The organism is Bacillus cereus group sp. BfR-BA-01355 (assembly GCF_022663675.1).
In the GTDB taxonomy this organism is placed as follows: domain Bacteria; phylum Bacillota; class Bacilli; order Bacillales; family Bacillaceae_G; genus Bacillus_A; species Bacillus_A thuringiensis_S.
In genome coordinates this window covers 1-24,071 of sequence record NZ_JAKUFY010000048.1, presented here as the reverse complement: position 1 = coordinate 24,071, position 24,071 = coordinate 1, and the positions used below count along the sequence as shown (strand labels likewise).

The window sequence follows — 24,071 nt, the reverse complement described above, 5'->3', positions numbered from 1 at the left end:
TACTCACACGAGTAGGCTTTTGAAACTATGAAAGTTTCGTCAATAACTGATTTAAATCTTTTTTCGTTTTCGTCGTTAATGATTTCATTTTATTAATATCGATTTTTTCTTTCTCCGCTCCTACAATTAACGGATACATACTTTGACCGATTGTTTTAGAATCCGTCGGATGTGATGCTTCTAGCTCTTTTTCAATCACGTCCCACTTTTCATTAATTTGTTTGCCAAGCTTATTCACTGTTTCCAATTTTGGATTAGCAGCTAACTGCTTGTCCAAGCTATCAATTAATGCCACAACTTCTTTAACGTTCGTTTTCACAGCAACACTTTTCTTCGGATCTTTCGTTGTCTTTTCGTTATTGTTTGTGTTTGAGCTTGTACTTGTGCTTTGATCTGCTGTTTTCCCGCTAGTCGTTTGGTCATTCGTTTTTCCTGTCGTTTCTTTTTCTTTTGTTTTCACATTCTCATTTTGAGTTGACGTTTTGCCGTTACTTTCTGTTCCTGATGATTCTTTCGTATTTTTTGCATCTTTATCTGTTTTTTCATTTGAAGAAGTATTTGTTTCTTTTTCAGTATCTTTCGTTGTTTTGGACGCTTCATCTGCACTTGTCGTTTTTGCTTCTCCTTCATTTTGCGCTGTTACTTGCTCTTTCTTTTCTGCCTCTTTATCTGCTGATGGACTACAAGCTGCCATAGTAAGCATTGTACCAATTGTTATCGATGCGATAGCGACCTTTTTCATTTTCATATAAATCCCCCTATGTTTACTTTATTTATCCTCCCCTTTACGATTCGATTTCCCCTTAAAAAATCCCTTTTCATACGAATTACCATCTTTCCGACAGTAATCTTCATAATAATACGGACAAAAACTGATAAACTCATTTTAATATTCGAGTTTCTTCTACTTCATTTTTCTGCTCGTAAGTAAAAGAAAAAGAGTATATTGTCACATTAAGAATTACTATCTTTATATGACGATATACTCTTCTATCAAATTTTTATCTTTCTTGACATTTTATTTATACAAAAAAATAAAATTTCCTTTCGTTTTTTGTTTCTCAACATTTGTTAACATAATATTTTTATGAATAACCACCATTCGAGTGAATAACTTGCCCAGTAACCCATTTCGCTTCTTCACTTACTAAAAAAGAAATTAAGCGCGCAGCATCCATTGTTTCTCCAACTCTACCTTGCGGGAATTTCCATACTAAATAATGTTTTAATTCCTCTGTAATCCACCCTGTATTTGTTGGTCCTGGATCAACGGCATTAACAGTAATCCCCTTCTCCATCGCTACTGGTGCTACTGACTTTGTAAATGCTTCAATTGCCCCTTTCGTTGCTGCATATGCTAGTTCATCTGGCATTGGACCTACTGACTGTCCTGAAGTAAGATTAATAATACTCCCGCCCGTTTTAAGTGAATAATGTTTTATAAACAATGAACTTAATAGCATAGTAGCCCGAATATTAACTGTATAATGTTTATCCAACTGCTCTACATCTAATTCCTCAATTCTCGTATGAGTAGAATATACTGCATTATTAACTAGAATAGATGGATCACCTAACCGTTCTGATACCATATAAAACAAACGATTTGGCGAATAAGACTGCGATAAATTGATTTCTGCCATTTCACATCGAACATCGTAACTTTCAATTTCCTTTTTCAGCAAAAAGGGTTCTTGATCACTCATTCCCCATGGCATCGCTTTATCATACTTTGGCCAGTACGTGAAAAAAATGTCTATCCCCTTTTGAGCAAGCACCTTGCATACAGCTGCACCAATTCCATTCAGACGAGTTGCCCCTGTTACAATTGCTATTTTCTTCACCTTTTTCTCCTCCATCTATACACAGATCCCCTGCATGAATACAGAGGATCTATCTTCTTATTGAATATTTGACAGTATACGTTCAGCACCTAATTTTAACATTTTAATAAAGATATAATTTACAATCGTAAACATTACAAATAAAACGATAAACATAACCCACAGTCCGACATGAAGGAAGAAGTATAATACACTTACTCCCCCCACAATAATTAAAGCTATTAAAATATTAGCTAAAAAATTCCACAAAGTGGTATATCGGCTCTTAAATAATTTCTGCTCTGTATCCCAATGAATATCTGCAGTTTGCGCGTCCCAGCGTGTTCCGATTAAATTAATTAATAACAACCCGTTCGCACTTAGTAAAAACCACAGTATCATAAAGACTGGAGAAATCCCAGCTACAACTGCCATCGTAATACCGAATACTGCTAAAATGATCACATTAATTAACCAAGCAGTGATTGCTTTCGCAAAAAAGATATCCGAAGCCTTTACTGGTAAATAACGATTCACAAACCAAGAGCTTCCATCTCGCGAAAATGACGTTGTTGCAATGACGTTACTACCCATTAAAAATAACGATGCACAAAGACCAACACCAATTGCAAATCCTGTTGTCTTTGGATTGTTAATATACTCTGTAATAAACTTTAAATTTCCATCTTGCACAAATAAAATAAAGAACAACATAATTGGCATAACGAAAGTTTGTACAATGCAATTTAAGAAAAATTGTGGTGTACGGAATAACGTTTTAAATTCTTTTTTCACATACGCTTTTAAATGCGAACTTTGTACTGTTGATTTCTGTAAACCTTCCGCCGAAATAACTTGTTTCTTTGCTGTACTCGTTGAAAGTCCAATAACCCCTTTTAAATATGTACGCTCTGCTATGTAATAAAACAACACAAAGAAGACAAATGAAATAACTGCAAAGATTATTACATATAAAGGTCCCTTCCAATTTGCATTTTCTACTAATGCCACTGCTCCAAAATATGTAGTTGGAAAATAATTTGTCATTTGTACTAAAAGAGAAGATTGATTATTTACAAGGTATTCCGCAGCCCCATCTCCAGAAAACGCACTTTTATTTCTCCACTGCATAAATACGTTAATTCCTACAATAAATAATATACTTACGATTCCAATAAATATATTTCCTCGATCTTTATTTTTCGCTATATTTGTATACCTCATAATAATTGTCATCAGTAACGAAGCTAATACTAACGGCACGATTGGGAAGAGTAAGTAAATAAAAATCATATATATGTAATATGTAATAAATGCGCCACTTTTTAAACCGTACGTAATGAAGATTGGTAATAAAATGAATGAACTCATTACGTATTGTGTAATTAATACCGTTAAAAATTTTGCCGAAATAATTTGCGCTGGTTTTAATGGTAACGGCAGTAACATTTCAATATCATTGCTGTAGTAAAATACAGTTAAAATGTTCGTTATACTCATTAAAAATACCCATATACTCGCAATCGCAAGTCCCATTGCAATAATCATTCCCGGCCCTTGCCCTAATTGTTTCAGACCTTCATACATTCCGTGCGTCATCGAACCAAATATTAAAAATCCAACAAATAAAATAGCTGCAAATGAAAATAAATACGCCCATCGCTTCTTCTTATCTGCTATAAAATCTGCGTAATTTAACTTTAATAGTACCTTCGTTAACGTCCAAATTTTACTCATTGCCCGTCATCTCCAAGAACATTTTTTCAAGTGATTCATTGGATTTAAAATGATCTCTCATTTCATCTAAATTTCCTTTAAACTGCAAATTCCCCTTATTAATAATAGCAACCCGGTCACATATTTTTTCCGCTACTTCTAATACGTGTGTAGAGAAAAATACAATCTTTCCTTTATCCGCATGTTCTCTCATCATTTCTTTTAAAATATATGCAGATTTCGGATCAAGCCCTGTTAACGGTTCATCTAAAATCCATACATCTGGTTCATGCACGAGCACACCAATAATAACGATTTTTTGTCTCATACCGTGCGAATAACTTTGAATTTGATCAGATAATGCATTATAAAGATCAAACTTCTTCGCTAAAGACTCTATTCGTTCTTGTCTTACTTCTTTCGGCACTTCATACATATCAGCCATAAAGTTTAAATATTCAATTCCTTTTAAACGTAAAAACATATCTGGGCTATCCGGCACATAACCAAACGTCTTCTTCGCTTCCATCGGCTCTTCCATAATATTTTTTCCGTTAATCGTAATAGTCCCTTTGTCCACCCCGTGAATGCCAGTAATCATCTTAATTGTCGTGGATTTACCCGCACCATTCGGTCCTAAAAATCCAAAGATTTCGCCGCTAGGTACAGATAAACTTAAATCTTTTACTGCATAAGTAGACCCATTATAACTTTTTGACACATTCGTAATTTCAATCATTCCATCCAATCCTTTCCTTAATTACCAAATAACTATATTGATATTATAGCATACTTCTATTTTAAGATTTTTACATTTTTCAGTTTATTTAACCTTTAAAATAAATATACACCCCTAATCCAACAACTAAAACGACAGCTAGTATAATATAAATCATTGTTAATCGTTTAATATTCCCCTTTGTCGCTTTGCTATAATTTGCATCACCATTCCGCCCAATTAACACCGTCGCAATGACAGTAATCACTACAAGTAATACAACGATCATGATCCAAGTTAGCATTTCTTCCTCCCCCTCCTTACAACCATTTTACAATATTATCCTCTTTATTTCGCAGCATATTTCCTCTTTTTACTATTATTATGAAGCAAACTGGAAAACTATTATTACCATTCCTATCCAATTGTGATATATTTGTAACATAACGTGACTTATTTCTAACAACGTAAGGAGGACCTATCATGAAAACAACTTGGATAAAATATTTAGGATTTCTCGGTTTCTTCGGTTTCCTCGGATTTTTTTATGAAAAAGGATTGTTTACTATGTTCTGTTTCTTCTCCTTTTTCACATCGTATAGAACAGTTCAACACGATGAACTGTTTGAACAAATTGTCAATAAATCGTGTCGCAATGCATTTATCATTACATTACTAACTACCGCTATCATTATGTTTATTGAAATGTTATTTCCAAACCCGATCTTACAAGAAATTGATATCACTCTTATTTTCGGCACACTCATTCTTACGTTCGGTTTTTCTATGTTCTTTTATGATAAACCTGTTGATGAAATGGAAGATGCACCATGGCGTTCGTAACGAAGATAAAAGAATACCGCGCAAAATTGAACATGACACAAGAAGATTTAGCGAAGCAAGTTGGTGTACGCCGTGAAACAATTAGCCACCTTGAAAAAGGTAAGTATAATCCTTCATTGCAACTCGCTCACGATATAGCGAAGGCACTTCATAGTACGATTGATGAGATTTTTATTTTTGAGGATAAATAAAAAATACCGTCATTCTTTCCAAGAAGAATGACGGTATTTCTCATCGATTATCCATATAAAACCGCATGAAATACGCCTAATAGTAAGTATTGATCCTCCATGTAATCTCCATCATATGCATTCATCTCGATGTAATACATATCTTCCTCAAGACGAATATTCCAATCTGCGATTAAATAGCCTTTTCGTAATAATTTTCCCATTCCAAATGAAGTTTTATGAACAACATATTCTTCTGCCTTATATGTAAAGGTAAATATAAAATTTGCATCCAATAACTTTCCGTCACATACAAGTATTTCATGCTCTGCATCATTATTATCGATGTACGTTACTAAAATCTTTCTTTGGCGCTGCCTACTTACATCCTTTGCAATGACGCGAATATTGTTCTTAATATCCTTTATTTCATAAATGATATTACTACCAATTTTCGGAATAAAATCCAGCACTCTCATCAGCGTATTTTTATAATAGCCCCTTACTACGCCTACTTGCTCGCTTCCATTATAAACCTCTATCGGCGTCGTATCTGCTTTGCTATCACACGGTCGTTTGTAAGAAAGCTGCATCATTCGCTCTCCTCTTAAGTACTGATCAAACGTCACAGGATATTCTATCGCACGCAGTTCCTTATTTAGCTCATATAAATAGCATTGAACGCTCTCTACTAATGTTTCAGTAGAGATACGCTCTTGAAGTTCAAATTCTTGCCAGCTGGAAGAAACATTCCATTGGTTATGATCCTCTTCATAGAATAAGCCAAGAATGACCTCTTCACGGTCAGCCGTTTCATATTTCATAGGCACGTTTTGCCCGTGTTGAACTTGTTCCATCCACTGACCTAAATAAATGCCCAGCTCTGCAACCTTCATACATGATTTTTGAAAAAATACTCTGTCACCCATACAAATTGTTAAATCCCCTTCGATAAAACCATTTGTATAAGCAACATACCGTGGCTCATCCTTCTGCGGGAGATTCTTGTCTAACTCAAATAAAAACGTTAACATCCTTCATTCACCTCTAGTTGTTACACTAATCATACATGACATCGCATCACTCTGAGAAACTATTTATATACGTATATTTAATTCACGCATTATAACACGTGAATGACCTTGTATAGTAGCGTTATTTTTTGTTCTATATCTTAGTATATGAACTTATATGAGCGATTTTTCAAATATATCTATCGCAACTTACAATATATCATCGATTTGCCGACAAATATCAGCACAATTAAAATGAAGCTACCTTTTCTTCCGCCACTCCCAAAATTTCTAAAATTTGTAGCAGACTCTCCACTTCATAAGTCGGCTTAACTTCTGCCCTATTTTCTTTCAAACTTGGATTATACCAACACGTATCAATGCTGTAATCTTCTCCGCCTTTCATATCAGAAGTTAGCGAATCTCCGACCATTAGTACACTTGATTTATCCGTAATTCCAAATTTCTCAAATGCATAATCAAAAATCTCACGTGCTGGCTTTTGATGACCAACTTCTTCAGAAATAATAATATGATCAAAGAAATTACATAAAGGTGAATTTCCGATTCTTGATTGTTGCACCTTCGTATATCCATTCGTAATAATACCTAACTTGCAATCTTGTAGATTTTCACATAATTGTACTGCGCCTTCTATAAGGTGTACTTCTTTCCCTAAGTTTTCAAGATATACATCACTAAATTGCTGTGCATCTACATTTATATTATGAAGTGCAAATAATTGTCTAAATCGATCTACTGCTAATTCACTTGGCGTAATCATTTTATTTTCTAAATCTCTCCATAATCCATTACTAATCTCTTTATAACTTGCAAGATAATCATTATACCCTGTAGGCATACCAAACTGTACAAACGCATTATGTAATGCGTGTCTTTCCGTTTCAGGGAAATCTAATAATGTATCATCTACGTCGAATAATATAACTTTGTATTTCATGATGTTCTCCTCAATTCCTATTTTAAAAGCTTCGTTCTCATTGCTTAAAATTTATTTAATTCTTTTAACTAAAGCACACTTTAATTCAATTTTTATATAACTAAAATTACACCTCTGCGCTTAATAATTTATAATCATTATTAAAATAGGCATGTATCATGTGTCCACCAAATAAATCTCCATCATGATATTCACAGTATATATCATTTTCTCTAATTTCAATGTCATAGAGCGTAATCGCTTTTGCAAATTTTTCTTTCGTTATATCATATTCTCCTGCATCTACAGCATCCCAATTTAAATGTTCATCATTATCATCATACTCAGGCCAAAAATCATTTTTGTAATTTATCAATTTTTCTGCTATGGCTACTTTAGCCTTTTTATCAAATTCTTCTATACATAAAAAAGCTTCTCTGCCCTTTTAATCATCTCATTAACATCTACATATTCATTTCTAATATCCAATTGCCAATGTATTTCCTCATTTTTTTGCTGATATACTTTACATGTCTCATTAAAGGTAAACAATCCTATTAATTCACTTTTTATTGATTTCCCCATCTCCTAATTTCCTTTCTATTATGATAACCCTCCATCAAATACATAGACATTTTCTTGCTTTTTCCCTATAGTTCATTATAGAAATCATTATAAATCACACGACTTTACCGTCACTTAACATAATAACACGATAGTAATATAAGTTTATATATTTCATTATGAGGCGCTTAACCTGCTCTTTATTGAATACACCATTATCTTCTATTTTCAACTACGCTATAAGTAAAAGGAGGCTAATCCGCTCAGCCTCCTTTTACTTATTAATCTTCTAGTAATAACTCTTTCATTTCCTCTAACGACTCTTTCGTAAAGCCAAGAGCCCTTTCAGCGTATGCTTCAACTGATCCGTATTGCTTTTGAATTTCACCAATCGCAGCTTGCAAGTATTCAGCACGTGCTTCAAACATTGCACCTAATATCGCTCTGCTCTCATCGTTTTGTAATTTCGCACCTAAAAAGGCCATCATTTTTTCATTTAGCTTTTCACGGAAACCGTTACTTAGTAAGTAGTCTTCCATTACTGTTTTTTCCGGTACACCTAGTAAAAGTAATAATAGTGCTGATCCGAATCCAGTACGGTCTTTTCCAGCTGTACAGTGGTTTACTAACGGTAAGTTTTCCGGATTTTGCGCTAAGTTTAAGAAGCTTACAAATGCCTCGTTACCACTTACGAAACCTTGATTCATTTTCACAAGATACTCACCTGGTTTTCCTAACATAGAAAGGTCACCAACTTGGAAAAATTCATTTATATTTAAGTCTTTCGCTAAATCTTGCATAACTGGTAAGCACACTTGACGAGCACCTGTAATCTCTGGGTTTGGCTTATGCTTCACTTCAAAGTCTGTACGGTAGTCACAAATTAATTTCAAGCCAGACTTTTGTAAATAGTCGATATCCCACTCTGTTAGTCCTGCCAATTCTTCAGAACGGTACAACTTGCCCCATTTTACTTTACGGCCTTCAGTCGTTTCATATCCTCCCATATCACGGAAGTTAAACGCGCCTTGTAATGGCAGTCTACGTTCAGCTACTGTTACTGCTTGTCCATTACTTCCTACTAGTCTAAAATATGGACGTTCAGTTTCACTCGGGTTTTCAATTGTATATGATAATTCTCCATTTAACGTTGCAAGTAATTCTCCATTTTCTTCAATATGATCTGGCGAAGTACTCCAGTAAATGCGAACTTCCTCTATATTATTTTCCCACTTTATTTGTAACGTATTATCTTTATTTCTTTCTACAGTTGCTTGTAACCAATGTCTTTGCTGTCCCATTCTTTCACCAACGCTTTCTCTTATAGTCAAATCTTATTCTATCATACCTTTCGAGAGGACTCCCACCTCTAAACGTAAGTGAAGGTGGTGAGGTGAATCGAAAGAAATATTTTATTTTCAAAAAAATAAAAAACAGAAACATACGTTCCGTTTTTTGCTATAATATCCTTAACAAGGAGGTGAATAAAATGGCAAAAGAAAATCCATCAAACTATAAAACTCTTCAAATCTGGATTAAAAAAGGGCATCGTATGTATTCTTATTTTCAAGAATGTTGTCATAACGCTAAGAATATGTACAACACCACAAACTTTTATATACGCCAGGTGTACACTGGATTAACACAAGAAAAAGAGTTGCAGCCTTTGCAAAAAGAAGTTCTGGATAATATTCATGAAAATATTGGTAAGATGAATGACACACAACGTCTTGCCTATCAGAAGAAATTGGAAAAAGAGAAATTAAAGCCTAAAGAAGAACAGAAAGAGATTAAATGTAATTTGTTTTCAGAACCTAATTTTGAAAAACCTTATGTAGATTACAACTTTCTAGATGCACTATTTAAGGCTATGATTCAAAATGATTATCGAGCTTTGCCTACGCAATGTAGCCAGTCCATCATGAAAGGTTTGTTCCAAAATTGGAAATCTTTTTTTGCTAGTTTAAAAGACTATAAAAAGAATCCAAACAAATATGCTGGAATGCCTAGGATTCCAAAGTATATTCGTTCTTCTGAAAAAGAGATTCTGTATACAAACCAAGATTGCATCATTAAAAACGGTAGATTTTTAAAGTTTCCAAAGACGAAATTGCAATTAAATATTGGGAAACTAGGTTTCACTGAAGGTAAACTGAAACAAGTTCGTGTGATTCCAAAATACAATGAATATGTAGTGGAATTGGTAATTGATGTTCCTTCTGAACAACAAATGATTGAAGAGAATGCTCGTTATATGAGTATTGATTTAGGGATTGATAACCTTGCAACCATCGTAACAAACACAGGTATGAAACCTGTCCTTGTTAAGGGCAAACATGTCAAAAGCATAAATCAATATTACAACAAAATGAAGAGTCATTTTACAAGCGTTCTTAGAAATGGAAAACAAACTAATGAAAGACCTTTTACTTCTAAAAGGATAGAAAAACTTCATCAAAAACGTTATTTGAAAATAAAAGACGTCTTCCATAAAGTTAGTCACCACATCGTAAAACTAGCTCAAGAAGAAGAAGTTTGTAAAATCGTTATTGGTCAAAACAAAAATTGGAAACAAGAAACGAATATGGGAAAAAGAAATAACCAATCGTTTTGTCATATCCCGCATAATTTATTGATTCAAATGATTACATACAAAGCAAATGCTGTAGGCATTCAAGTTGTTGTAACTGAAGAATCATATACATCGAAAGCAAGTTTTCTGGATAACGACTTCATTCCAACGTATGGAGAAAATGACCAAAATACAACTTTTTCAGGAAAACGAATAAAGCGCGGCATATATCGTTCAGCAAATAAAACTTTAATTAATGCAGATGTAAATGCTGCGGCTAACATTTTACGAAAAGTAATCCCAAATGCATGGACAAATGGGATAGAGGGGTTAGGCGTGAAACAGCTCGCTAATGTGTTAACTCCCCTGACGTTAATCGTCCGTTAGGTCGAAACGTTAGAAACCCCCACTTCAACCTTCGCTAAGTGGGGGAGTGTTCATTGTATTATAGGAATATCTACTTTGTCGTTCTCATTTTTCTTTTTATCTTACAAACAGGCAAAAAGTTCTTTTACTTGTTCAAAATTGTACATGGATTCCCTCGAAATACGTATGCGATTTGTTCATTACCTAGATTTTCATATACAACTGTTCCACGATCAGGGTAAGAATAAAACTCTAACCCGTTTATAATTTGTTGTGGACCATAATTCATTGCCCATGAAGAAACAGGATAATACGCTTTGTTTTTATGTCTACAAACCCAAAGTGCATATAGTTTATTATCTTCGTCCCAGTATACATACTGCGTTTCATCATTTCCAAAACCGACCGATTCAAGTTTCCAACTCAGCTTTTTATGAATTGATAACTTTACATAGCGTATGTTATCTGGATCATTCCACTCACGACATCTTCCTATCTCACCCATTTCACCTCTCTTAGCTTGAAAGCTTAATAAGTAAAATGGTGTATGTAATATCGTTTTCGCAAACTCTGTATGTACCGGTTGTAATCCGAGTAGAAACCTTTCCATTTCGCCTTGGTTTACATATCCATGATCAACAGAAATTTCAACTTGTGTTTTCCATGTAGATGTAACGTAACTTTCTTTTCCTTTATAATTTACACCTTTCCAATACACAAGCTTTTTATATTGAAAACAATCCCCTTTTGCTTGAGAAATACAGGTATCTGGAAATACTGGCTCCATTATATCGAGAAAAAACTCCTTTACTCGAAACATTCCAGTTGTAGTATCAATCTGAAACCAAACAGTTTCCCACTTTTCACCTTCAAAACGTTCTGAAACTTTTTCAATTTCCCATCCTTCTAACAACACATTTGGATACAGTAAAACGAATGAATGCATGGATTGTTTTAACATATATACCCCTCCCACTAAATGAGTTCGAGAGAGTACATCATTCACCCTCCTAAAACTCCCTCACATACCGCTCAGTACAACTCAGCAACTGACATCCATTCTTTTCAAAAACATCCTTCATCCATTCATTTTGTACATTTGTCTCACCAATATAATAAGATGCACCTATTTCCTTTAAGACAAACATCGCACCTGCAAATAGTGCAGCTTCATATCCCTTATTACGCATATTTGGAGTAACTGCGAAGTACATAAGTTTCCCTTCTTCTAACGTACCTCTTTCAATATGCGGAATTACAATTCCTATCGGCTCTTCATCGACACTTGCTGTTAAACAATGTTCTTTCCATTGCTCACCAATTTCTTGTAGCATCATATGCACAAATTGATCATGAGCGACTGGTTCTCCCGTCGCTTCATTCCACAGTGAATAAAAAGCCTCTTCTCCAACTTCTTCAATAAGCTTAAAATCAATTTCACTTTCTACATCTTCTACTTCATATATATCTTTAAATACAATCATGTTTTCAGTAATATATTCAAATGAATACGTGTCGAAACATTTTTTATACACATCATAATTTGGGCTTTTTGAAGAAGTTTCAAAATGTAAGTTTTCTATTCCCTCTTTTTCAGCCTCAGTAACGCAATACTGCATCATTCCCTCTAATTGCTCTTCTGTAAAAATCTCTGCATTATTTTCTTTTATCATAATAGAAGAAGCACTTCTTCTTATTTTAAAATGTTTTTCTAACTGTTCTATCGTCGTCATATTCTTCCCTCATCTATATCATACTCGAATTTCTAATCGTTCTCCTTGCATGAGCAGGATTGTCCTTGAATATATAGAATACTAGAAAAGATCGCATCTTTAAAGTGCGGAGGAGGTTCTCCATTGGATATTACAGCATTGCAACAACAGTTAGAGCTTATACAACAAAATGACTATACGCAACTGCAACATATAGATGTAAATGAGTTAACTTTGAACATGCTTCAGTATATCGGAACGACTGATAGCTACGTTCGTTACCAACTTATATATAAATGTTTTGCGCATTTCATTCATCATGAATTCCTTATGGACGATCAGCTGAAATTACTTCTGCAAACTTGTTTAAGTGATGAGTATTTATATTGTGACATTTACTCCCCACATACAGATGGGGTTTTCACACGTTCTTACACTGTTTCGTTAATTGCGTTAATACTCCAATTCGCTAATTCGCACTACTTTTGTACAGAGGAGGATATCGAAGAAATAAAAAATAAACTCATTATATATACAAACTTAGAAACGGATTTTCGAGGCTATATTGAAAACAAAGGATGGGCTCATTGTCTTGCTCACGTATCTGATGCTTTCACCGAAATTGTTCATAATACGTATACGACCTTTGAATGGTACGAAGAATTAATTCATTGTTTATTAAATAAAATTTTTATTCCATCTGACCTTTTTCATAATAATGAAGATGAACGCATTGTTACTCCATTACTAGCAATGCTGTATCATGATTTTCCTCAAAACGAGTTAATTTCTATTATTCATAAAAAAATAAAAAGGCTTCCTCAAATTAGAAAACGCCTTTCACTTAATGAGTATTGTATTTTATGCGCCAACATTAAAACCTTTTTACGCACATTATTTTTCAGAACGAAAGATGACCATAACTTAGCTTTTACAGCGCGTAAAACAGAAAGAATGTTAAAAGAACTCCCTAACTATTATTAAATACAAGGAGCAAAAATATGGGCTACATTGAAGACATGAGAAATCTAGTAGGAAATCATCCACTTATTTTAATAGGATCACATGCCATTATATTAAATGAAAAAGATGAAGTATTACTGCAGCTTCGGACAGATTTTAACCGATGGGGCATTATTGGGGGTGCCTTAGAATATAACGAAACGTTAGAAGGTGCTTTAAAACGAGAAGTATTTGAAGAAACTGGACTTATTATTAAAAATCCAGAACTATTCCGTACATACTCAGGGCCAGATTTCTTTGAAATCTATCCAAACGGCGATCAAGTACATGGTGTACTCGTTGTTTATATTTGCCGCGAATTTCACGGGGAGCTTATATGTGATAAAACTGAGTCAAAAGAATTACGTTTCTTTCCGTTTGATGAGTTACCTAGTACTCTTCATCCAGTCATTGAGGGGATTCTTCGCGATTTTCATCACTCTAATTAAAAATATAAATAAAACAACCTCATTTCCCGTCATTACAACGTGAAATGAGGTTGTTATCGTTCACCGTAAATCCCTATTTCCCCAAAATGATATTAACGCTCTCTTTCTACAACTTTATATCCCTTTATAAAAAGGATAGTTATATAAGAAACAATAAATGAAAGAATAGTATACATGCCAACCCAAAAGAAAAATGCTGGATCGTGCACTGTAACACTTAACATAAGAAAAATAAGAAATGTTACAATTGGCATCGCGTAAAATGTACCTACTTTATATGTCACAGCTATTGAAAAAATACAAATAAGCAATGGATATATACAGAAAATAAAAATGATTTCACTCAATGTTATGTCCCCCTTTCTGCAGAAATAATAGGTTTCTCGTAAACATTTGGGGGAACAACAAAATTTTATTTTTTATTAGTAAATATAATGTTAGATTGTTATCTCAATCTGATTCCCTTCAGGATCACTTACTACACTTTCATAGTAACCATCCCCTGTAGTTCGTGGGCCGTTTAACACAGGGTACCCTGCTTCTCTTAATGTATGAGTTAATTCGTTCACCTTTTCTTTATTACCTACAGAAAAAGCAATATGCGCATATCCTACTGTTTGTGTTTTTATTTTATCGTCTATCCCTACTTGTCTCATAAGTTCTAGACGCGCACCACCTTCAAAAGTTATGAAATAAGATTCAAACTGCTTTTTCGGATTGTGATATAAGCTATTTTCTTCACCACCGAAGTACTGTTTATAGAAATCACACATTCCTTCTAAATCATTCACCCAAATTGCTACATGTTCAATTTTCATAATCGACACCTTTTCTTTTATGCTATTCAATTGACAATTGGATGCTTCATTGCCAGCACATTTAATTTTCTTTATTCGTTCTAGTAATCATAAGATCAAGTCCAAGACTTTTTAATCCATATAAATAATCTTCTTTCCAATTACTCACTGTTATTTTCGGAATATGTTCCGCCGGAATGTACTGCGGACAACTTTTTACAATTTGATCTATTACAAATTGATTCACTTCATCATCACAGAAGATAAACGTATGAGGGTTAATAATAGCTATACATGTAGCTATTAAACGAGTAATAGCATCTATATTATATTCCTCTGAATTATGCGAATCCCCACTTCTCAAAGCTTGTAAGAAATTTTTATTATCATACTGCGGAACGAAAGATATCTCTCCTGAGAAAAATGTACTTCCGCGTACGACATCTCCATTTACCATAATCCCCGCACCTGGGCCATTTTGACCTGAATACAAATATACAAGAGAGGAATTGTCATTATTCCTCGTGTTTTTATGATACCCGAGCACTGCAGCATTCATATCGTTTTCTATTACTACTGGTATAGAAAACAGTTCCTCAAAGTGACTTTTCAAATTAAAATTTTGAAACTTTTCATATCCAGGAATATAGAAAATACGCCCATTATCGACCGCACCAGGGACACCAATTGATATAGAACTTATTTTTGGAAACATAGCTATAAGACTTTCTATATGTTCTGTTAATACGCTTAGTCCCGCATCAATTAATGCACTTGAAGTACTCCCTTGTTCTTTTACTTCCCCTAAACAGTTAAAAATTGTATAATTCGTCTCATTTTTTTCTAAAAATATCGCTAATCCTAACATATATTCTGGATTATACGCATATCGTTTCGCTCTTCTTCCGCCACTTGAATCATCTAAACCGACTAAAGTGACTTCACCATCTTGTTTCATATTTTCTATAAATTTACTTATCGTTGGAAAACTAATTTCTAATGTATTACTAAGTTCAACTTTCGTCGCACTTCCTTGCTCTAGAAGAGCCGTACGAATGCCGCGAAGGATCGTCTCTTTAATTGATTTTTGAGTAACAAATTGTTCACTCAAATCGCTCACCACCTTAATCAACATACTTATTAAACACTTTTAATAAGTTGCGTTGACAATATATCATACATCATTTTCTAAAGCAATAGAGATGATATATTTCCGCTGCATGCAACCCTTATTTAGCTCGGTGTATTCTCTCTTGTAATAGACGATACAATTCCAGACAAAAGAACAAATAATAAAACAGCTAGCAAGGCATTACGTATTCCGAATGCTTCCCCAAGTATCCCTAAAAATGGTGGTCCGACTAAAAAGGCTGTATAACCAATGATAGAAACTGCAGCAACATTAGAAGTCGCATTTTCACGGTCATCTCCAGCAGCTGACAGACCAATTGGGAACCCTAGCGCTGCACCAATCCCCCACAGTACTACGCCAAATGCTAGAAAATACGAATTACTCCCAAATATTACGATTGAAATTCCTAGAATCGCCATCATAATAGTGGCACGTACGACAGCGACACGACCGAATCGATCAAGGAAATAGCTGCTACACATACGAGTTAACGTCATTGCTAATACAAAAATTGCGTACATAATAGAACCTGCCACTATACTTTGCTCATGTCCATCTACCATCACGATAGGTAGCCAATCATTTGCACTACCTTCTGCAAATGCCATTCCAAGCACAAAAAGACCAATTAAAAGCACCTTTTTTTCCATACGTAAGGAAGTACGCTTCTCTCTCCTTTTGTTCCGCGATTTCTCCTTCTTTCCTGTTCCATGCGGAAGAAAACGATACACCATACATACAAGTAATAGAAACATGACCGAAATCACAAGAAACTGATACAGAATCGGGATGTGAAGCGACGCTGCGACAGAACCACTGAGCGCGCCTACTAAAGTTCCTACACTAAAAAAGCCATGAAATTTTGGAAGAAGAGTTGTTCCTAATTTCTGCTCAATGGAAGAACCTTCTACATTCAATGCGACTTCCGCCAATCCGTAGCCTACTCCAAATACTAGTAAGCTACTAAAAGCCCCCATACTAGAAACAAAATAAATATTTATACCTAAACAAATCAATCCAACAATCATAAAAAACATGCTGCCTATAATAACGTCTCTAGCTCCCTTACAGTCAATGAAGCGGCTTGCACTCAGTAAACCAATTATTGAACCAACAGATAGTCCGAACAAAATCCAGCCCATTTCTGCATTTGACACTGCTAACATATCTCGAGTAGCTGCTGTTCTTGAAATCCATGTAGCAAACGCGACACCTGGCAAAGCAAATAAGAGAAAAAGAGCGTTTCGAGAGGCAAGTAATGTCTTTGTATGATTGTTCGCACTATATTTCTCCATATGAAACACCTTCCCCATTGTCTATACGATAAGACACCAGTTTATTCATATACCCGTAAAAAAAAACGATTTCTATAAGTCTATCGTTTTAATAACTTTAGCTGGATTACCACCAACAACTACATTATGAGGTACATCTTTTGTCACAACTGCCCCTGAGGCAATTACAGCGTTGTCTCCAATTGAAATACCAGGGTTAATTATAGCTCCCCCGCCAACCCAAACGTTGTTACCAATCTTTACAGGCTTTCCATATTCTTTACCAGAATTCCGCTCTACCGGATGTAGCGGATGCGTAGCAGTATAAATGTGAACACCAGGTGCAAACATACAATTATCACCGATTCGTACTTCACAAACGTCCAAAATCACACAATTGAAATTTGCGAAAAAGCTCTTTCCAACATGGATGTTGTAGCCATAATCACAACGAAAATCAGGATTGATTTGGGCTTTCCCGTCAGCTGAAGAACCTAAAAGCTGATTTAATAACGTAAAACGTTTTTCATCTCCTATCTCCATCGCCTCATTATAAAGGCGTGTTAAACGTTTTGCTTCAGTTCTATCAGCTACTAACTCTTCATCATCTGGCATATACATTTCTCCTGCCACCATCTTTTCTTTCTCCGTTTTCATACATTCATCTCCTTTTTTATTGAATGAGATCCACTTATTAAACCTCTTTAATAAGCGACTTAAATTATACTTATTAAACACATTTAATAAGTAACCCTATATTAGCATACTTTTTAACATATGCAACTAATAAGTTTTGAAAAGAAGTGCGAATTCCTTGCTCTACATATCAATATGAAGAATATTATATCGATAAACAAGGGAACGCTCAGCGCCCCCTCTCAAATCCAATCCGTTTTTTAATTTCAGCTAAATTTACCTTCGCGATTTCTCTTGCCCGCTCAGCACCTTTTTCTAACGCTTCGTATAATAAATTTGGCTCATTCATATACCTAGCGTATTTCTCACGAGGTCCAGCTAACTCACGATCTACAACGCGAAACAACTCTTTTTTCACATCACCCCATCCGATTCCAGTCTCATATTTTTCACGGATCGACTGTATTTCAGCCTCTGTCGCAAATTCTTTATAAATTATAAATAACGTTTCTAGTTCTTTCGGTTCATTCGGAAGTGAAGAATCTGTTTTGATTTTAAATATTAACTTTCGTAGTTTTTCTTTCTCTGCAAATAATGGGATTACATTCCCGTAACTTTTACTCATCTTTCTTCCATCAAGTCCTAGTAATATTGCTCCTTCTTCTTGTATGACATACTCCGGAAGTGTAAATGTCGTGCCGAATGTATGCTTAAAATACGTCGCAATATCACGTGCAATTTCAATATGCTGAATTTGATCTTTCCCAACTGGTACATGAGTAGCTTGAAATAGTAATATATCCGCCGCCATTAAGATCGGATACGTATATAATCCCATATTCACTCCTGCATCTATCTCTAAACCCGCTTCTTTATTTTGCTCCACCTTCGCTTTATACGCATGAGCACGGTTCATAAGTCCTTTCGGAGTTAAGCAAGCTAAAATCCAAGCTAATTCTAGAATCTCCGGCACTTCTGTTTGTCGATAAAAAATAACATCTTCTCCAAGTCCAAGTGATAACCAAGTAGCTGCTACCTCTTTGGTATAACTGCTGAACTTTTCTGAATCATGCACAGCATTTAATGCATGATAATCAGCTATAAAGTACAATGCTTTTCCTTCATTATTCTTTGACATTTGTAATGCAGGTTTAATCGCGCCAATATAATTTCCTAAATGCGGATAACCTGTCGGCTTAATTCCTGTTAACATTATTTTTTCACTCACACTAACTCCTCCTTTCTCAAAATAAAAAGAGCCTCTCATCCTTAAAAAGGACGAGAAACTCCCGCGGTACCACCTTAATTAGCTATCATTATAGCTCACTTCAACTTCTTAACGTGAAGTAACCGTCTTTACCTACTCATTTCAGTTAGAAGCTCCAGAGCCCATTCCATATTCATCCCTTACTGATTCTCACCACATATCAGCTCTCTGAAAAGTTTCGAATATGTACTCTTCTCTTTCATTGCTTTTTCGTTATTTTTTTACAGTTTATCACATTTCACTTCCAAACAAACCCGAATTTTCTATTTTATATAGCAGGAATTTCCACTTCAATTGTCTAATCTTATATAGGTTTGCAGAAATATTCAAAACAACTTTGGAGGTTTTTTCATGGTAAAATATATATCCATTTTAGGTTCCACAGGATCCATCGGCACATCTGCATTAGATGTTGTTTCAGCTCATCCTGAACATTTCAAAATCGTCGGTTTAACCGCAAATTATAACATTGATCTTCTTGAGCAACAAATCAAAACGTTTCAACCTCGTATTGTAAGCGTTGCGACAAAAGACTTAGCAGACACGCTTCGTACGCGTATTTCAGCAAATACAAAAATCACACACGGGACTGATGGCTTAATTGCAGTAGCTACTCACCCTGATTCAAATCTTGTATTAAGTTCTGTTGTCGGTGTTTCAGGATTACTCCCAACAATTGAAGCATTAAAAGCAAAGAAAGATATCGCTATTGCTAATAAAGAAACTTTAGTTGCAGCTGGACATATCGTAACTGAACTAGCGAAACAAAACGGATGTCGCTTAATTCCAGTAGATAGTGAGCATTCAGCTATTTTCCAATGTTTAAACGGAGAAAATAATAAAGAGATTGAGAAGTTAATTGTAACAGCTTCCGGTGGTGCTTTTCGTGATAAAACACGTGAAGAAATGCAAACGTTACAAGCTAAGGACGCTTTAAAACATCCAAACTGGTTAATGGGCGCAAAACTAACGATTGATTCTGCCACATTAATGAATAAAGGATTCGAAGTAATGGAAGCGAGATGGCTATTTGATATTCCGTATGAAAAAATTGATGTAATGATTCATAAAGAAAGCATCATTCATTCTTTAGTAGAATTTATTGATGGATCAGTTATGGCACAGCTCGGTGCTCCTGATATGAGAATGCCTATTCAATATGCGTTTCACTATCCTACTCGGCTACCTTCTTCCTATAAAAAATTAAATTTATTAGAAATCAGTAGTTTACATTTTGAAAAACCAGATTTAGAGAAGTTCCCTTGTCTACAATACGCATATGAATGTGGCAAAATCGGTGGTACTACTCCCGCTGTATTAAATGCAGCAAATGAAATTGCGAATGTACGATTCTTAAAAAATGAAATTGTCTTTTTCGATATTGAAAAAACAATTTACAAAACAGTTGAAGCTCATCATAACGTAAAAGACCTTTCACTAGATGCTATATTAGAAGCGGATCAATGGGCGCGCCAATATGCAAATGAATTGTTAATAAAAAAGAGCTAAAACAGTTCCCACTGTTTTAGCTCTTTTTTCACGTATTCAACTTAACAAATCTATAACCGTGCGTAACTAACACTTTTAATATCGCGTATCCTGGAATGGCTAAAATAATGCCCATAATCCCGAATAAGTTTCCGGCAGTTAAAATGATAAATATGATTGTAATTGGGTGAATATCTAGCTTTTTCCCCATTACTTGAGGAGAAATAAATTTACCTTCTGCTAATTGTACAACCATCATAACAATGATTACTTTTAACACCATTGCTGGCGAGTCAATAAATGCGATAATTAACGCTGGTGTAATAGCAATAATTGGTCCTACGTACGGAACGATATTTACAATCATCGCTAAAATCGCAAGTAGTACCGCATATTTAATACCGATAATAAGGTAACCGATTAATAGCATAATACCGATAAACAAGCTCACGATAATTTGCCCTCTAATATACGAGCTAATCGCATAGTGCATATCATCTAGTATTCTCATTGCTGCTGGTTGTCTTTGTTCTGAAATGAATTTTAAGAAGTGATTCGGCAATTGTTCGCCATCTTTTAAAAGATAGAACAATATAAATGGAACCATTACAAATGTTAAAACAACCTCTGTAACAGTACTCAAGAATCCAGTTACATTCCCAGTTACTGATGATAATGACTTTGTAAAATCAACTGTATAGTCTTTTACCATATTCGCAACATTAATATTTAAATTCTCCTGAATTTTACCAAGTAAATTACTTTCCCCGAATCTACGCGCTGCTTGTTCAATCTCATGGCCAAAGTACGGTAAGTTATCAATTAATGCATCAATTTGATCTTTAATAATAGGGATAACAGTTACAACTAAAAACACAAATAATCCGATTACTATTAAGTATATTGAGGCTATCGATACGATTCTTGAAACACCTTTCTTTTCTAAAAGTGAAACGAATGGATGCAAAATATAGAATAGCACGCCTGCCAATAGTACTGGGAAGAAAATTGTTTTTAAAAATACGATAAACGGTGTAAAAACAAATGATATTTTTGTTAGTAATAAAATATTAATAAACAATAACGCAAATCCAAGCAATACCGCCAAATAATTTTGTTCTCTAAAAAACTTTCTTAACTTATCTCTTTTTCTTATATTTATTTTCTCCAATGAAACCACCTCTTCGAATGATGAAAAGCCCTTATTCAGGGCTCTTCATCATAATCTATATCTCTATTTCCTTGCAGCTTTCACTACAAATGATACAATAAGAATTAACACGATTGCACCTAATAATGCCGGCACGACATGAATCCCACCAAATGATGGCCCAAAGGATCCAAATAATCTACCACCTAACGAAGCACCTAATAAACCTGCGATAATATTTCCGAACATACCACCTGGGAAATTTTTACCCGTTATAGAACTAGCAATTGCACCTATAATAGCACCAACTATTAATGTGATAATCCATCCCATTTTTAGTCCTCCATTTCTATTATAGTTTGTATGATTCAATACAAACATATGTATTTATCATTGCTAATCATATTTCACTATAGAAATATATTTACTACTATTTTACATATGGAGATACATATATTATATGCAAAAAAGAAAAATATTGTCAAACTCACCCATAAAGCAATTATATTAATATACCATATTCAAAGGAGGCTTCATTATCTATGATTCTTAAGTTAAATTCCACTTCTTTTGAAGTAGCAACATCCATTTTACAAGTTCAAATTCCAGCCTATAAAGTTGAAGGGGACTACTTAAATAGTACTGCCATACCCCGTTTATATGATACTGTAAACGATATTCAAAGTTGCGTTGAAACATTCTATGGATATTTTTCTGAAAATAAACTTGTCGGCTTTATTTCTTTTGTACAAGAAGAAAAACTAATTGATATCCACAGGTTAGTTGTATCGCCTGATTTTTTTCAAAAAGGAATTGCGACGAAACTCCTAATTTATATATTTAACATGTTCCCTTCTTCTATGACATACATTGTACAAACAGGTAAAGCAAATACCCCTGCTATCGCATTATATAAAAAACACGGCTTCCTTGAAGTAACATACACCGAACTACCTGATGGAATAGTACTTACACAACTGAAAAAACAGAAAAAATAAAATAATTTGACTAATCTTTTTATTTATGATACCTTTTACCTTATAATACCTTTTGCTGAGTCCAAATTTTGGAGCGGGGGAACCAATTTTGTAGCTATGCTACTTGGGGCGAATCTTTTTTTAAGTAGGGAAACTCTCACTTCCCGAGTCCGACAGCTAACCTCGTAAGCGTAATGGGAGAGGAAGGTGCTTTTTGCCTATGTTACACATTTTGCCTCCTTAATTATAAATATGGGATCGATATCAAATAGTCACCTATATTTATAGAAAAGGAGATATGTATTATGTTACGTTTATCTGATCACGCAATAAAAATGATGGAGCAAAGACTTCGACTCGAACAACATCGCACATATCAAGCAAATAAAATTGTAGATAACTTACATCACAAATACTTCTTTCAACATATTTTTCAGCCAAAAAGATAAAGCGAAACTTTAATCAGTGGGGGCATCCCCACTGATTATTAGTTAAACCAATCGGGCTTTTACGGTCCGTTGATCTATCACCTAACTTCTTTACTCTAGCTGAATTTTGTAGTGGGTGTCTTACTGCCCGTTAATGCAGGATAAAAAATTGTTCATTTAACATCAAAAACACAAGGTGTGTCTAAAAAGACATTCCTTGTGTTTTTATATTTCTTATAATATTCTCACTACATTTAAACTTGCCGTAATCGTACCTGCTATTGTAGTCACATGCCCAACACCGAGCGGGCCATTTTGTAATATAAACGTTGAATTTGCACTAGCTACATTTACAAGAAGCGTATTTGAAATAGATGGTTCCAATACTACAGTTGATGTCGTTACATTTTGTATAAAACTCCCTGTTACTTGTGTTCCATTTAATAGTAATCTTACAGATACTACTTCATTCCCACCAGTCGCGTCCCCTTGGAAATAGTAGCTTACTAAATATATTCCTGGCGTCGATACTGTGACAGTTGTAGCACTAGTTAAAGATACACCAGTTCCATATACAGTGGATCCCGAGTTAATTGGAATATTGGCACTTGCTGCAATTGTGCTTGTTGATGTAGAAAAGAAATAGCCACCACCTGTCGATATAGCAGATGATCCTGTTGCTCCAGTTAAGCCGGTTGGGCCTGTTACTCCCGTTCCCCCTGTTGCTCCAGTTATTCCTTGTATGCCTTGTATTCCAGTCGGGCCAGTGGCACCAGTCACTCCCGTCTGGCCGGTTGCTCCCGTCGAACCTGTTATCCCTTGGGGACCTTGGATTCCTTGAAGACCTTGGGGACCCGTTTCTCCAGTCGGGCCGGTTGCTCCCGTTGGACCCATTTCTCCTTGTGATCCTTGAATTCCTTGAGGACCTTGGGGACCCGTTTCTCCAGTCGGACCGGTTGCTCCTGTTGGACCGGTTGGGCCCGCCTGGCCGGTTATTCCTTGTAGACCTTGAGGGCCGGTTGGACCAGTTGGGC

The 24,071-nt window shown here is 35.0% G+C and carries 25 protein-coding genes, 3 pseudogenes, 1 riboswitch and 1 other annotated feature; of the genes and pseudogenes, 8 read left to right on the top strand and 20 right to left on the bottom strand.

Annotated features, from left to right (window positions below):
- Positions 1-25: 25 nt before the first annotated feature.
- From MR167_RS16950 to MR167_RS16930, 5 genes are all read right to left on the bottom strand, one after another.
- Positions 26-748 carry a hypothetical protein gene (locus tag MR167_RS16950; RefSeq protein ID WP_000782525.1) on the bottom strand — a complete coding sequence of 241 codons (723 nt, stop codon included), beginning with the start codon at positions 746-748 and terminating at the stop codon, positions 26-28.
- Positions 749-1,085: 337 nt separating this feature from the next.
- On the bottom strand, positions 1,086-1,844 hold the full coding sequence (locus tag MR167_RS16945) for an SDR family oxidoreductase (RefSeq protein WP_002082465.1): 759 nt from the start codon (positions 1,842-1,844) through the stop codon (positions 1,086-1,088).
- A 57-nt stretch (positions 1,845-1,901) separates the two neighbouring features.
- A complete protein-coding gene (locus MR167_RS16940; protein ID WP_000036853.1) occupies positions 1,902-3,560 on the bottom strand; it encodes a putative ABC transporter permease subunit in 1,659 nt (552 codons plus the stop codon).
- Positions 3,553-4,278: an ABC transporter ATP-binding protein gene (locus MR167_RS16935; protein WP_000570204.1), complete on the bottom strand. Its 726-nt coding sequence runs from the start codon at positions 4,276-4,278 to the stop codon at positions 3,553-3,555. The genes MR167_RS16940 and MR167_RS16935 overlap by 8 nt, the downstream gene beginning before the upstream one ends.
- Positions 4,279-4,366: 88 nt before the next feature.
- Entirely contained in the window at positions 4,367-4,561 is a 195-nt protein-coding gene (locus MR167_RS16930) for a hypothetical protein (RefSeq protein ID WP_000958863.1), read from the bottom strand.
- Between the two features lie 179 nt (positions 4,562-4,740).
- On the opposite strand from MR167_RS16930, the gene MR167_RS16925 reads away from it, so the two are divergent.
- Entirely contained in the window at positions 4,741-5,100 is a 360-nt protein-coding gene (locus tag MR167_RS16925) for a DUF3796 domain-containing protein (RefSeq protein WP_098829130.1), read from the top strand.
- Complete coding sequence (locus MR167_RS16920) at positions 5,088-5,291, top strand: helix-turn-helix transcriptional regulator (RefSeq protein ID WP_000896294.1); 204 nt, start codon at positions 5,088-5,090, stop codon at positions 5,289-5,291. Before MR167_RS16925 ends, MR167_RS16920 begins: the two co-directional genes overlap by 13 nt.
- 47 nt (positions 5,292-5,338) lie before the next feature.
- Here MR167_RS16920 and MR167_RS16915 read toward each other — a convergent pair whose 3' ends face one another.
- The 4 genes and pseudogenes from MR167_RS16915 to MR167_RS16900 form a co-directional block, all read right to left on the bottom strand.
- Positions 5,339-6,304 carry a tubby C-terminal domain-like protein gene (locus tag MR167_RS16915; RefSeq protein WP_000955110.1) on the bottom strand — a complete coding sequence of 322 codons (966 nt, stop codon included), beginning with the start codon at positions 6,302-6,304 and terminating at the stop codon, positions 5,339-5,341.
- A 229-nt stretch (positions 6,305-6,533) separates the two neighbouring features.
- On the bottom strand, positions 6,534-7,244 hold the full coding sequence (locus MR167_RS16910) for a YjjG family noncanonical pyrimidine nucleotidase (RefSeq protein ID WP_242315049.1): 711 nt from the start codon (positions 7,242-7,244) through the stop codon (positions 6,534-6,536).
- A 106-nt stretch (positions 7,245-7,350) separates the two neighbouring features.
- Positions 7,351-7,808: pseudogene (locus MR167_RS16905) on the bottom strand (DUF2262 domain-containing protein).
- A 260-nt stretch (positions 7,809-8,068) separates the two neighbouring features.
- On the bottom strand, positions 8,069-9,088 hold the full coding sequence (locus MR167_RS16900; protein WP_242315047.1) for a tyrosine-protein phosphatase: 1,020 nt from the start codon (positions 9,086-9,088) through the stop codon (positions 8,069-8,071).
- 188 nt (positions 9,089-9,276) lie between these two features.
- Here MR167_RS16900 and MR167_RS16895 point away from each other — a divergent pair, with 188 nt between their 5' ends.
- Complete coding sequence (locus MR167_RS16895; RefSeq protein WP_106082298.1) at positions 9,277-10,746, top strand: RNA-guided endonuclease InsQ/TnpB family protein; 1,470 nt, start codon at positions 9,277-9,279, stop codon at positions 10,744-10,746.
- A gap of 101 nt (positions 10,747-10,847) precedes the next feature.
- Here MR167_RS16895 and MR167_RS16890 read toward each other — a convergent pair.
- Together MR167_RS16890 and MR167_RS16885 are read right to left on the bottom strand one after the other, a co-directional pair.
- A pseudogene (locus MR167_RS16890) lies at positions 10,848-11,686 on the bottom strand (hypothetical protein).
- Positions 11,687-11,735: 49 nt separating this feature from the next.
- Positions 11,736-12,458 (bottom strand): GNAT family N-acetyltransferase, encoded by a 723-nt coding sequence (locus tag MR167_RS16885; RefSeq protein WP_106082299.1) that lies wholly within the window; start codon positions 12,456-12,458, stop codon positions 11,736-11,738.
- A 123-nt stretch (positions 12,459-12,581) separates the two neighbouring features.
- On the opposite strand from MR167_RS16885, the gene MR167_RS16880 reads away from it, so the two are divergent.
- Both MR167_RS16880 and MR167_RS16875 read left to right on the top strand, forming a co-directional pair.
- Positions 12,582-13,421: a DUF2785 domain-containing protein gene (locus tag MR167_RS16880; RefSeq protein ID WP_242315045.1), complete on the top strand. Its 840-nt coding sequence runs from the start codon at positions 12,582-12,584 to the stop codon at positions 13,419-13,421.
- A 17-nt stretch (positions 13,422-13,438) separates the two neighbouring features.
- Entirely contained in the window at positions 13,439-13,888 is a 450-nt protein-coding gene (locus tag MR167_RS16875; protein ID WP_000540465.1) for an NUDIX hydrolase, read from the top strand.
- 92 nt (positions 13,889-13,980) lie between these two features.
- On the opposite strand, the gene MR167_RS16870 is transcribed toward MR167_RS16875, so the two are convergent.
- The 6 genes from MR167_RS16870 to MR167_RS16845 form a co-directional block, all read right to left on the bottom strand.
- Entirely contained in the window at positions 13,981-14,235 is a 255-nt protein-coding gene (locus MR167_RS16870; RefSeq protein ID WP_001289513.1) for a YbeF family protein, read from the bottom strand.
- A gap of 90 nt (positions 14,236-14,325) precedes the next feature.
- Positions 14,326-14,706: a VOC family protein gene (locus MR167_RS16865; protein WP_000687550.1), complete on the bottom strand. Its 381-nt coding sequence runs from the start codon at positions 14,704-14,706 to the stop codon at positions 14,326-14,328.
- A 61-nt stretch (positions 14,707-14,767) separates the two neighbouring features.
- The gene (locus tag MR167_RS16860) at positions 14,768-15,796 is read right to left on the bottom strand and encodes an ROK family transcriptional regulator (RefSeq protein WP_000003031.1); all 1,029 of its coding nucleotides are present in this window, start codon (positions 15,794-15,796) and stop codon (positions 14,768-14,770) included.
- A gap of 122 nt (positions 15,797-15,918) precedes the next feature.
- Positions 15,919-17,112 (bottom strand): MFS transporter, encoded by a 1,194-nt coding sequence (locus tag MR167_RS16855; protein WP_000417602.1) that lies wholly within the window; start codon positions 17,110-17,112, stop codon positions 15,919-15,921.
- A 72-nt stretch (positions 17,113-17,184) separates the two neighbouring features.
- Positions 17,185-17,748 carry a maltose acetyltransferase domain-containing protein gene (locus MR167_RS16850; RefSeq protein WP_000845633.1) on the bottom strand — a complete coding sequence of 188 codons (564 nt, stop codon included), beginning with the start codon at positions 17,746-17,748 and terminating at the stop codon, positions 17,185-17,187.
- Between the two features lie 208 nt (positions 17,749-17,956).
- Positions 17,957-18,955, bottom strand: coding sequence for a tryptophan--tRNA ligase (locus tag MR167_RS16845; protein WP_106082302.1), 999 nt, complete (start codon positions 18,953-18,955; stop codon positions 17,957-17,959).
- A 43-nt stretch (positions 18,956-18,998) separates the two neighbouring features.
- Positions 18,999-19,206, bottom strand: a binding site (T-box leader).
- Positions 19,207-19,345: 139 nt separating this feature from the next.
- Between MR167_RS16845 and MR167_RS16840 the strand changes: the two genes are divergently transcribed.
- Positions 19,346-20,503: a 1-deoxy-D-xylulose-5-phosphate reductoisomerase gene (locus tag MR167_RS16840; protein ID WP_242315044.1), complete on the top strand. Its 1,158-nt coding sequence runs from the start codon at positions 19,346-19,348 to the stop codon at positions 20,501-20,503.
- Between the two features lie 28 nt (positions 20,504-20,531).
- Here MR167_RS16840 and MR167_RS16835 read toward each other — a convergent pair whose 3' ends face one another.
- Positions 20,532-21,653: an AI-2E family transporter gene (locus MR167_RS16835; protein ID WP_000411479.1), complete on the bottom strand. Its 1,122-nt coding sequence runs from the start codon at positions 21,651-21,653 to the stop codon at positions 20,532-20,534.
- 63 nt (positions 21,654-21,716) lie between these two features.
- Positions 21,717-21,965 carry a GlsB/YeaQ/YmgE family stress response membrane protein gene (locus MR167_RS16830; RefSeq protein ID WP_000539733.1) on the bottom strand — a complete coding sequence of 83 codons (249 nt, stop codon included), beginning with the start codon at positions 21,963-21,965 and terminating at the stop codon, positions 21,717-21,719.
- A 209-nt stretch (positions 21,966-22,174) separates the two neighbouring features.
- Between MR167_RS16830 and MR167_RS16825 the strand changes: the two genes are divergently transcribed.
- Positions 22,175-22,630, top strand: a complete 456-nt coding sequence (locus MR167_RS16825) for a GNAT family N-acetyltransferase (protein WP_000601235.1) — start codon at positions 22,175-22,177, stop codon at positions 22,628-22,630.
- Between the two features lie 43 nt (positions 22,631-22,673).
- Positions 22,674-22,817: riboswitch (cyclic di-AMP (ydaO/yuaA leader) on the top strand.
- Between the two features lie 97 nt (positions 22,818-22,914).
- Positions 22,915-23,058 (top strand): hypothetical protein, encoded by a 144-nt coding sequence (locus MR167_RS16820; protein ID WP_000945244.1) that lies wholly within the window; start codon positions 22,915-22,917, stop codon positions 23,056-23,058.
- Positions 23,059-23,271: 213 nt separating this feature from the next.
- Here MR167_RS16820 and MR167_RS16815 read toward each other — a convergent pair.
- Positions 23,272-24,071, bottom strand: a pseudogene (locus MR167_RS16815) (collagen-like protein); the annotation flags it as partial.

What these genes read in the sequence shown, in the direction of transcription:
- MR167_RS16855 (WP_000417602.1), bottom strand. Translation starts at nt 17,112, where the DNA reads ATGGAGAAATATAGTGCGAACAATCATACAAAGACATTACTTGCCTCT.
- MR167_RS16825 (WP_000601235.1), top strand. Translation starts at nt 22,175, where the DNA reads ATGATTCTTAAGTTAAATTCCACTTCTTTTGAAGTAGCAACATCCATT.
- MR167_RS16885 (WP_106082299.1), bottom strand. Translation starts at nt 12,458, where the DNA reads ATGACGACGATAGAACAGTTAGAAAAACATTTTAAAATAAGAAGAAGT.
- MR167_RS16940 (WP_000036853.1), bottom strand. Translation starts at nt 3,560, where the DNA reads ATGAGTAAAATTTGGACGTTAACGAAGGTACTATTAAAGTTAAATTAC.
- MR167_RS16895 (WP_106082298.1), top strand. Translation starts at nt 9,277, where the DNA reads ATGGCAAAAGAAAATCCATCAAACTATAAAACTCTTCAAATCTGGATT.
- MR167_RS16950 (WP_000782525.1), bottom strand. Translation starts at nt 748, where the DNA reads ATGAAAATGAAAAAGGTCGCTATCGCATCGATAACAATTGGTACAATG.
- MR167_RS16925 (WP_098829130.1), top strand. Translation starts at nt 4,741, where the DNA reads ATGAAAACAACTTGGATAAAATATTTAGGATTTCTCGGTTTCTTCGGT.
- MR167_RS16820 (WP_000945244.1), top strand. Translation starts at nt 22,915, where the DNA reads ATGTTACGTTTATCTGATCACGCAATAAAAATGATGGAGCAAAGACTT.
- MR167_RS16930 (WP_000958863.1), bottom strand. Translation starts at nt 4,561, where the DNA reads ATGCTAACTTGGATCATGATCGTTGTATTACTTGTAGTGATTACTGTC.
- MR167_RS16840 (WP_242315044.1), top strand. Translation starts at nt 19,346, where the DNA reads ATGGTAAAATATATATCCATTTTAGGTTCCACAGGATCCATCGGCACA.
- MR167_RS16910 (WP_242315049.1), bottom strand. Translation starts at nt 7,244, where the DNA reads ATGAAATACAAAGTTATATTATTCGACGTAGATGATACATTATTAGAT.
- MR167_RS16850 (WP_000845633.1), bottom strand. Translation starts at nt 17,748, where the DNA reads ATGAAAACGGAGAAAGAAAAGATGGTGGCAGGAGAAATGTATATGCCA.
- MR167_RS16900 (WP_242315047.1), bottom strand. Translation starts at nt 9,088, where the DNA reads ATGGGACAGCAAAGACATTGGTTACAAGCAACTGTAGAAAGAAATAAA.
- MR167_RS16915 (WP_000955110.1), bottom strand. Translation starts at nt 6,304, where the DNA reads ATGTTAACGTTTTTATTTGAGTTAGACAAGAATCTCCCGCAGAAGGAT.
- MR167_RS16920 (WP_000896294.1), top strand. Translation starts at nt 5,088, where the DNA reads ATGGCGTTCGTAACGAAGATAAAAGAATACCGCGCAAAATTGAACATG.
- MR167_RS16865 (WP_000687550.1), bottom strand. Translation starts at nt 14,706, where the DNA reads ATGAAAATTGAACATGTAGCAATTTGGGTGAATGATTTAGAAGGAATG.
- MR167_RS16875 (WP_000540465.1), top strand. Translation starts at nt 13,439, where the DNA reads ATGGGCTACATTGAAGACATGAGAAATCTAGTAGGAAATCATCCACTT.
- MR167_RS16830 (WP_000539733.1), bottom strand. Translation starts at nt 21,965, where the DNA reads ATGGGATGGATTATCACATTAATAGTTGGTGCTATTATAGGTGCAATT.
- MR167_RS16935 (WP_000570204.1), bottom strand. Translation starts at nt 4,278, where the DNA reads ATGATTGAAATTACGAATGTGTCAAAAAGTTATAATGGGTCTACTTAT.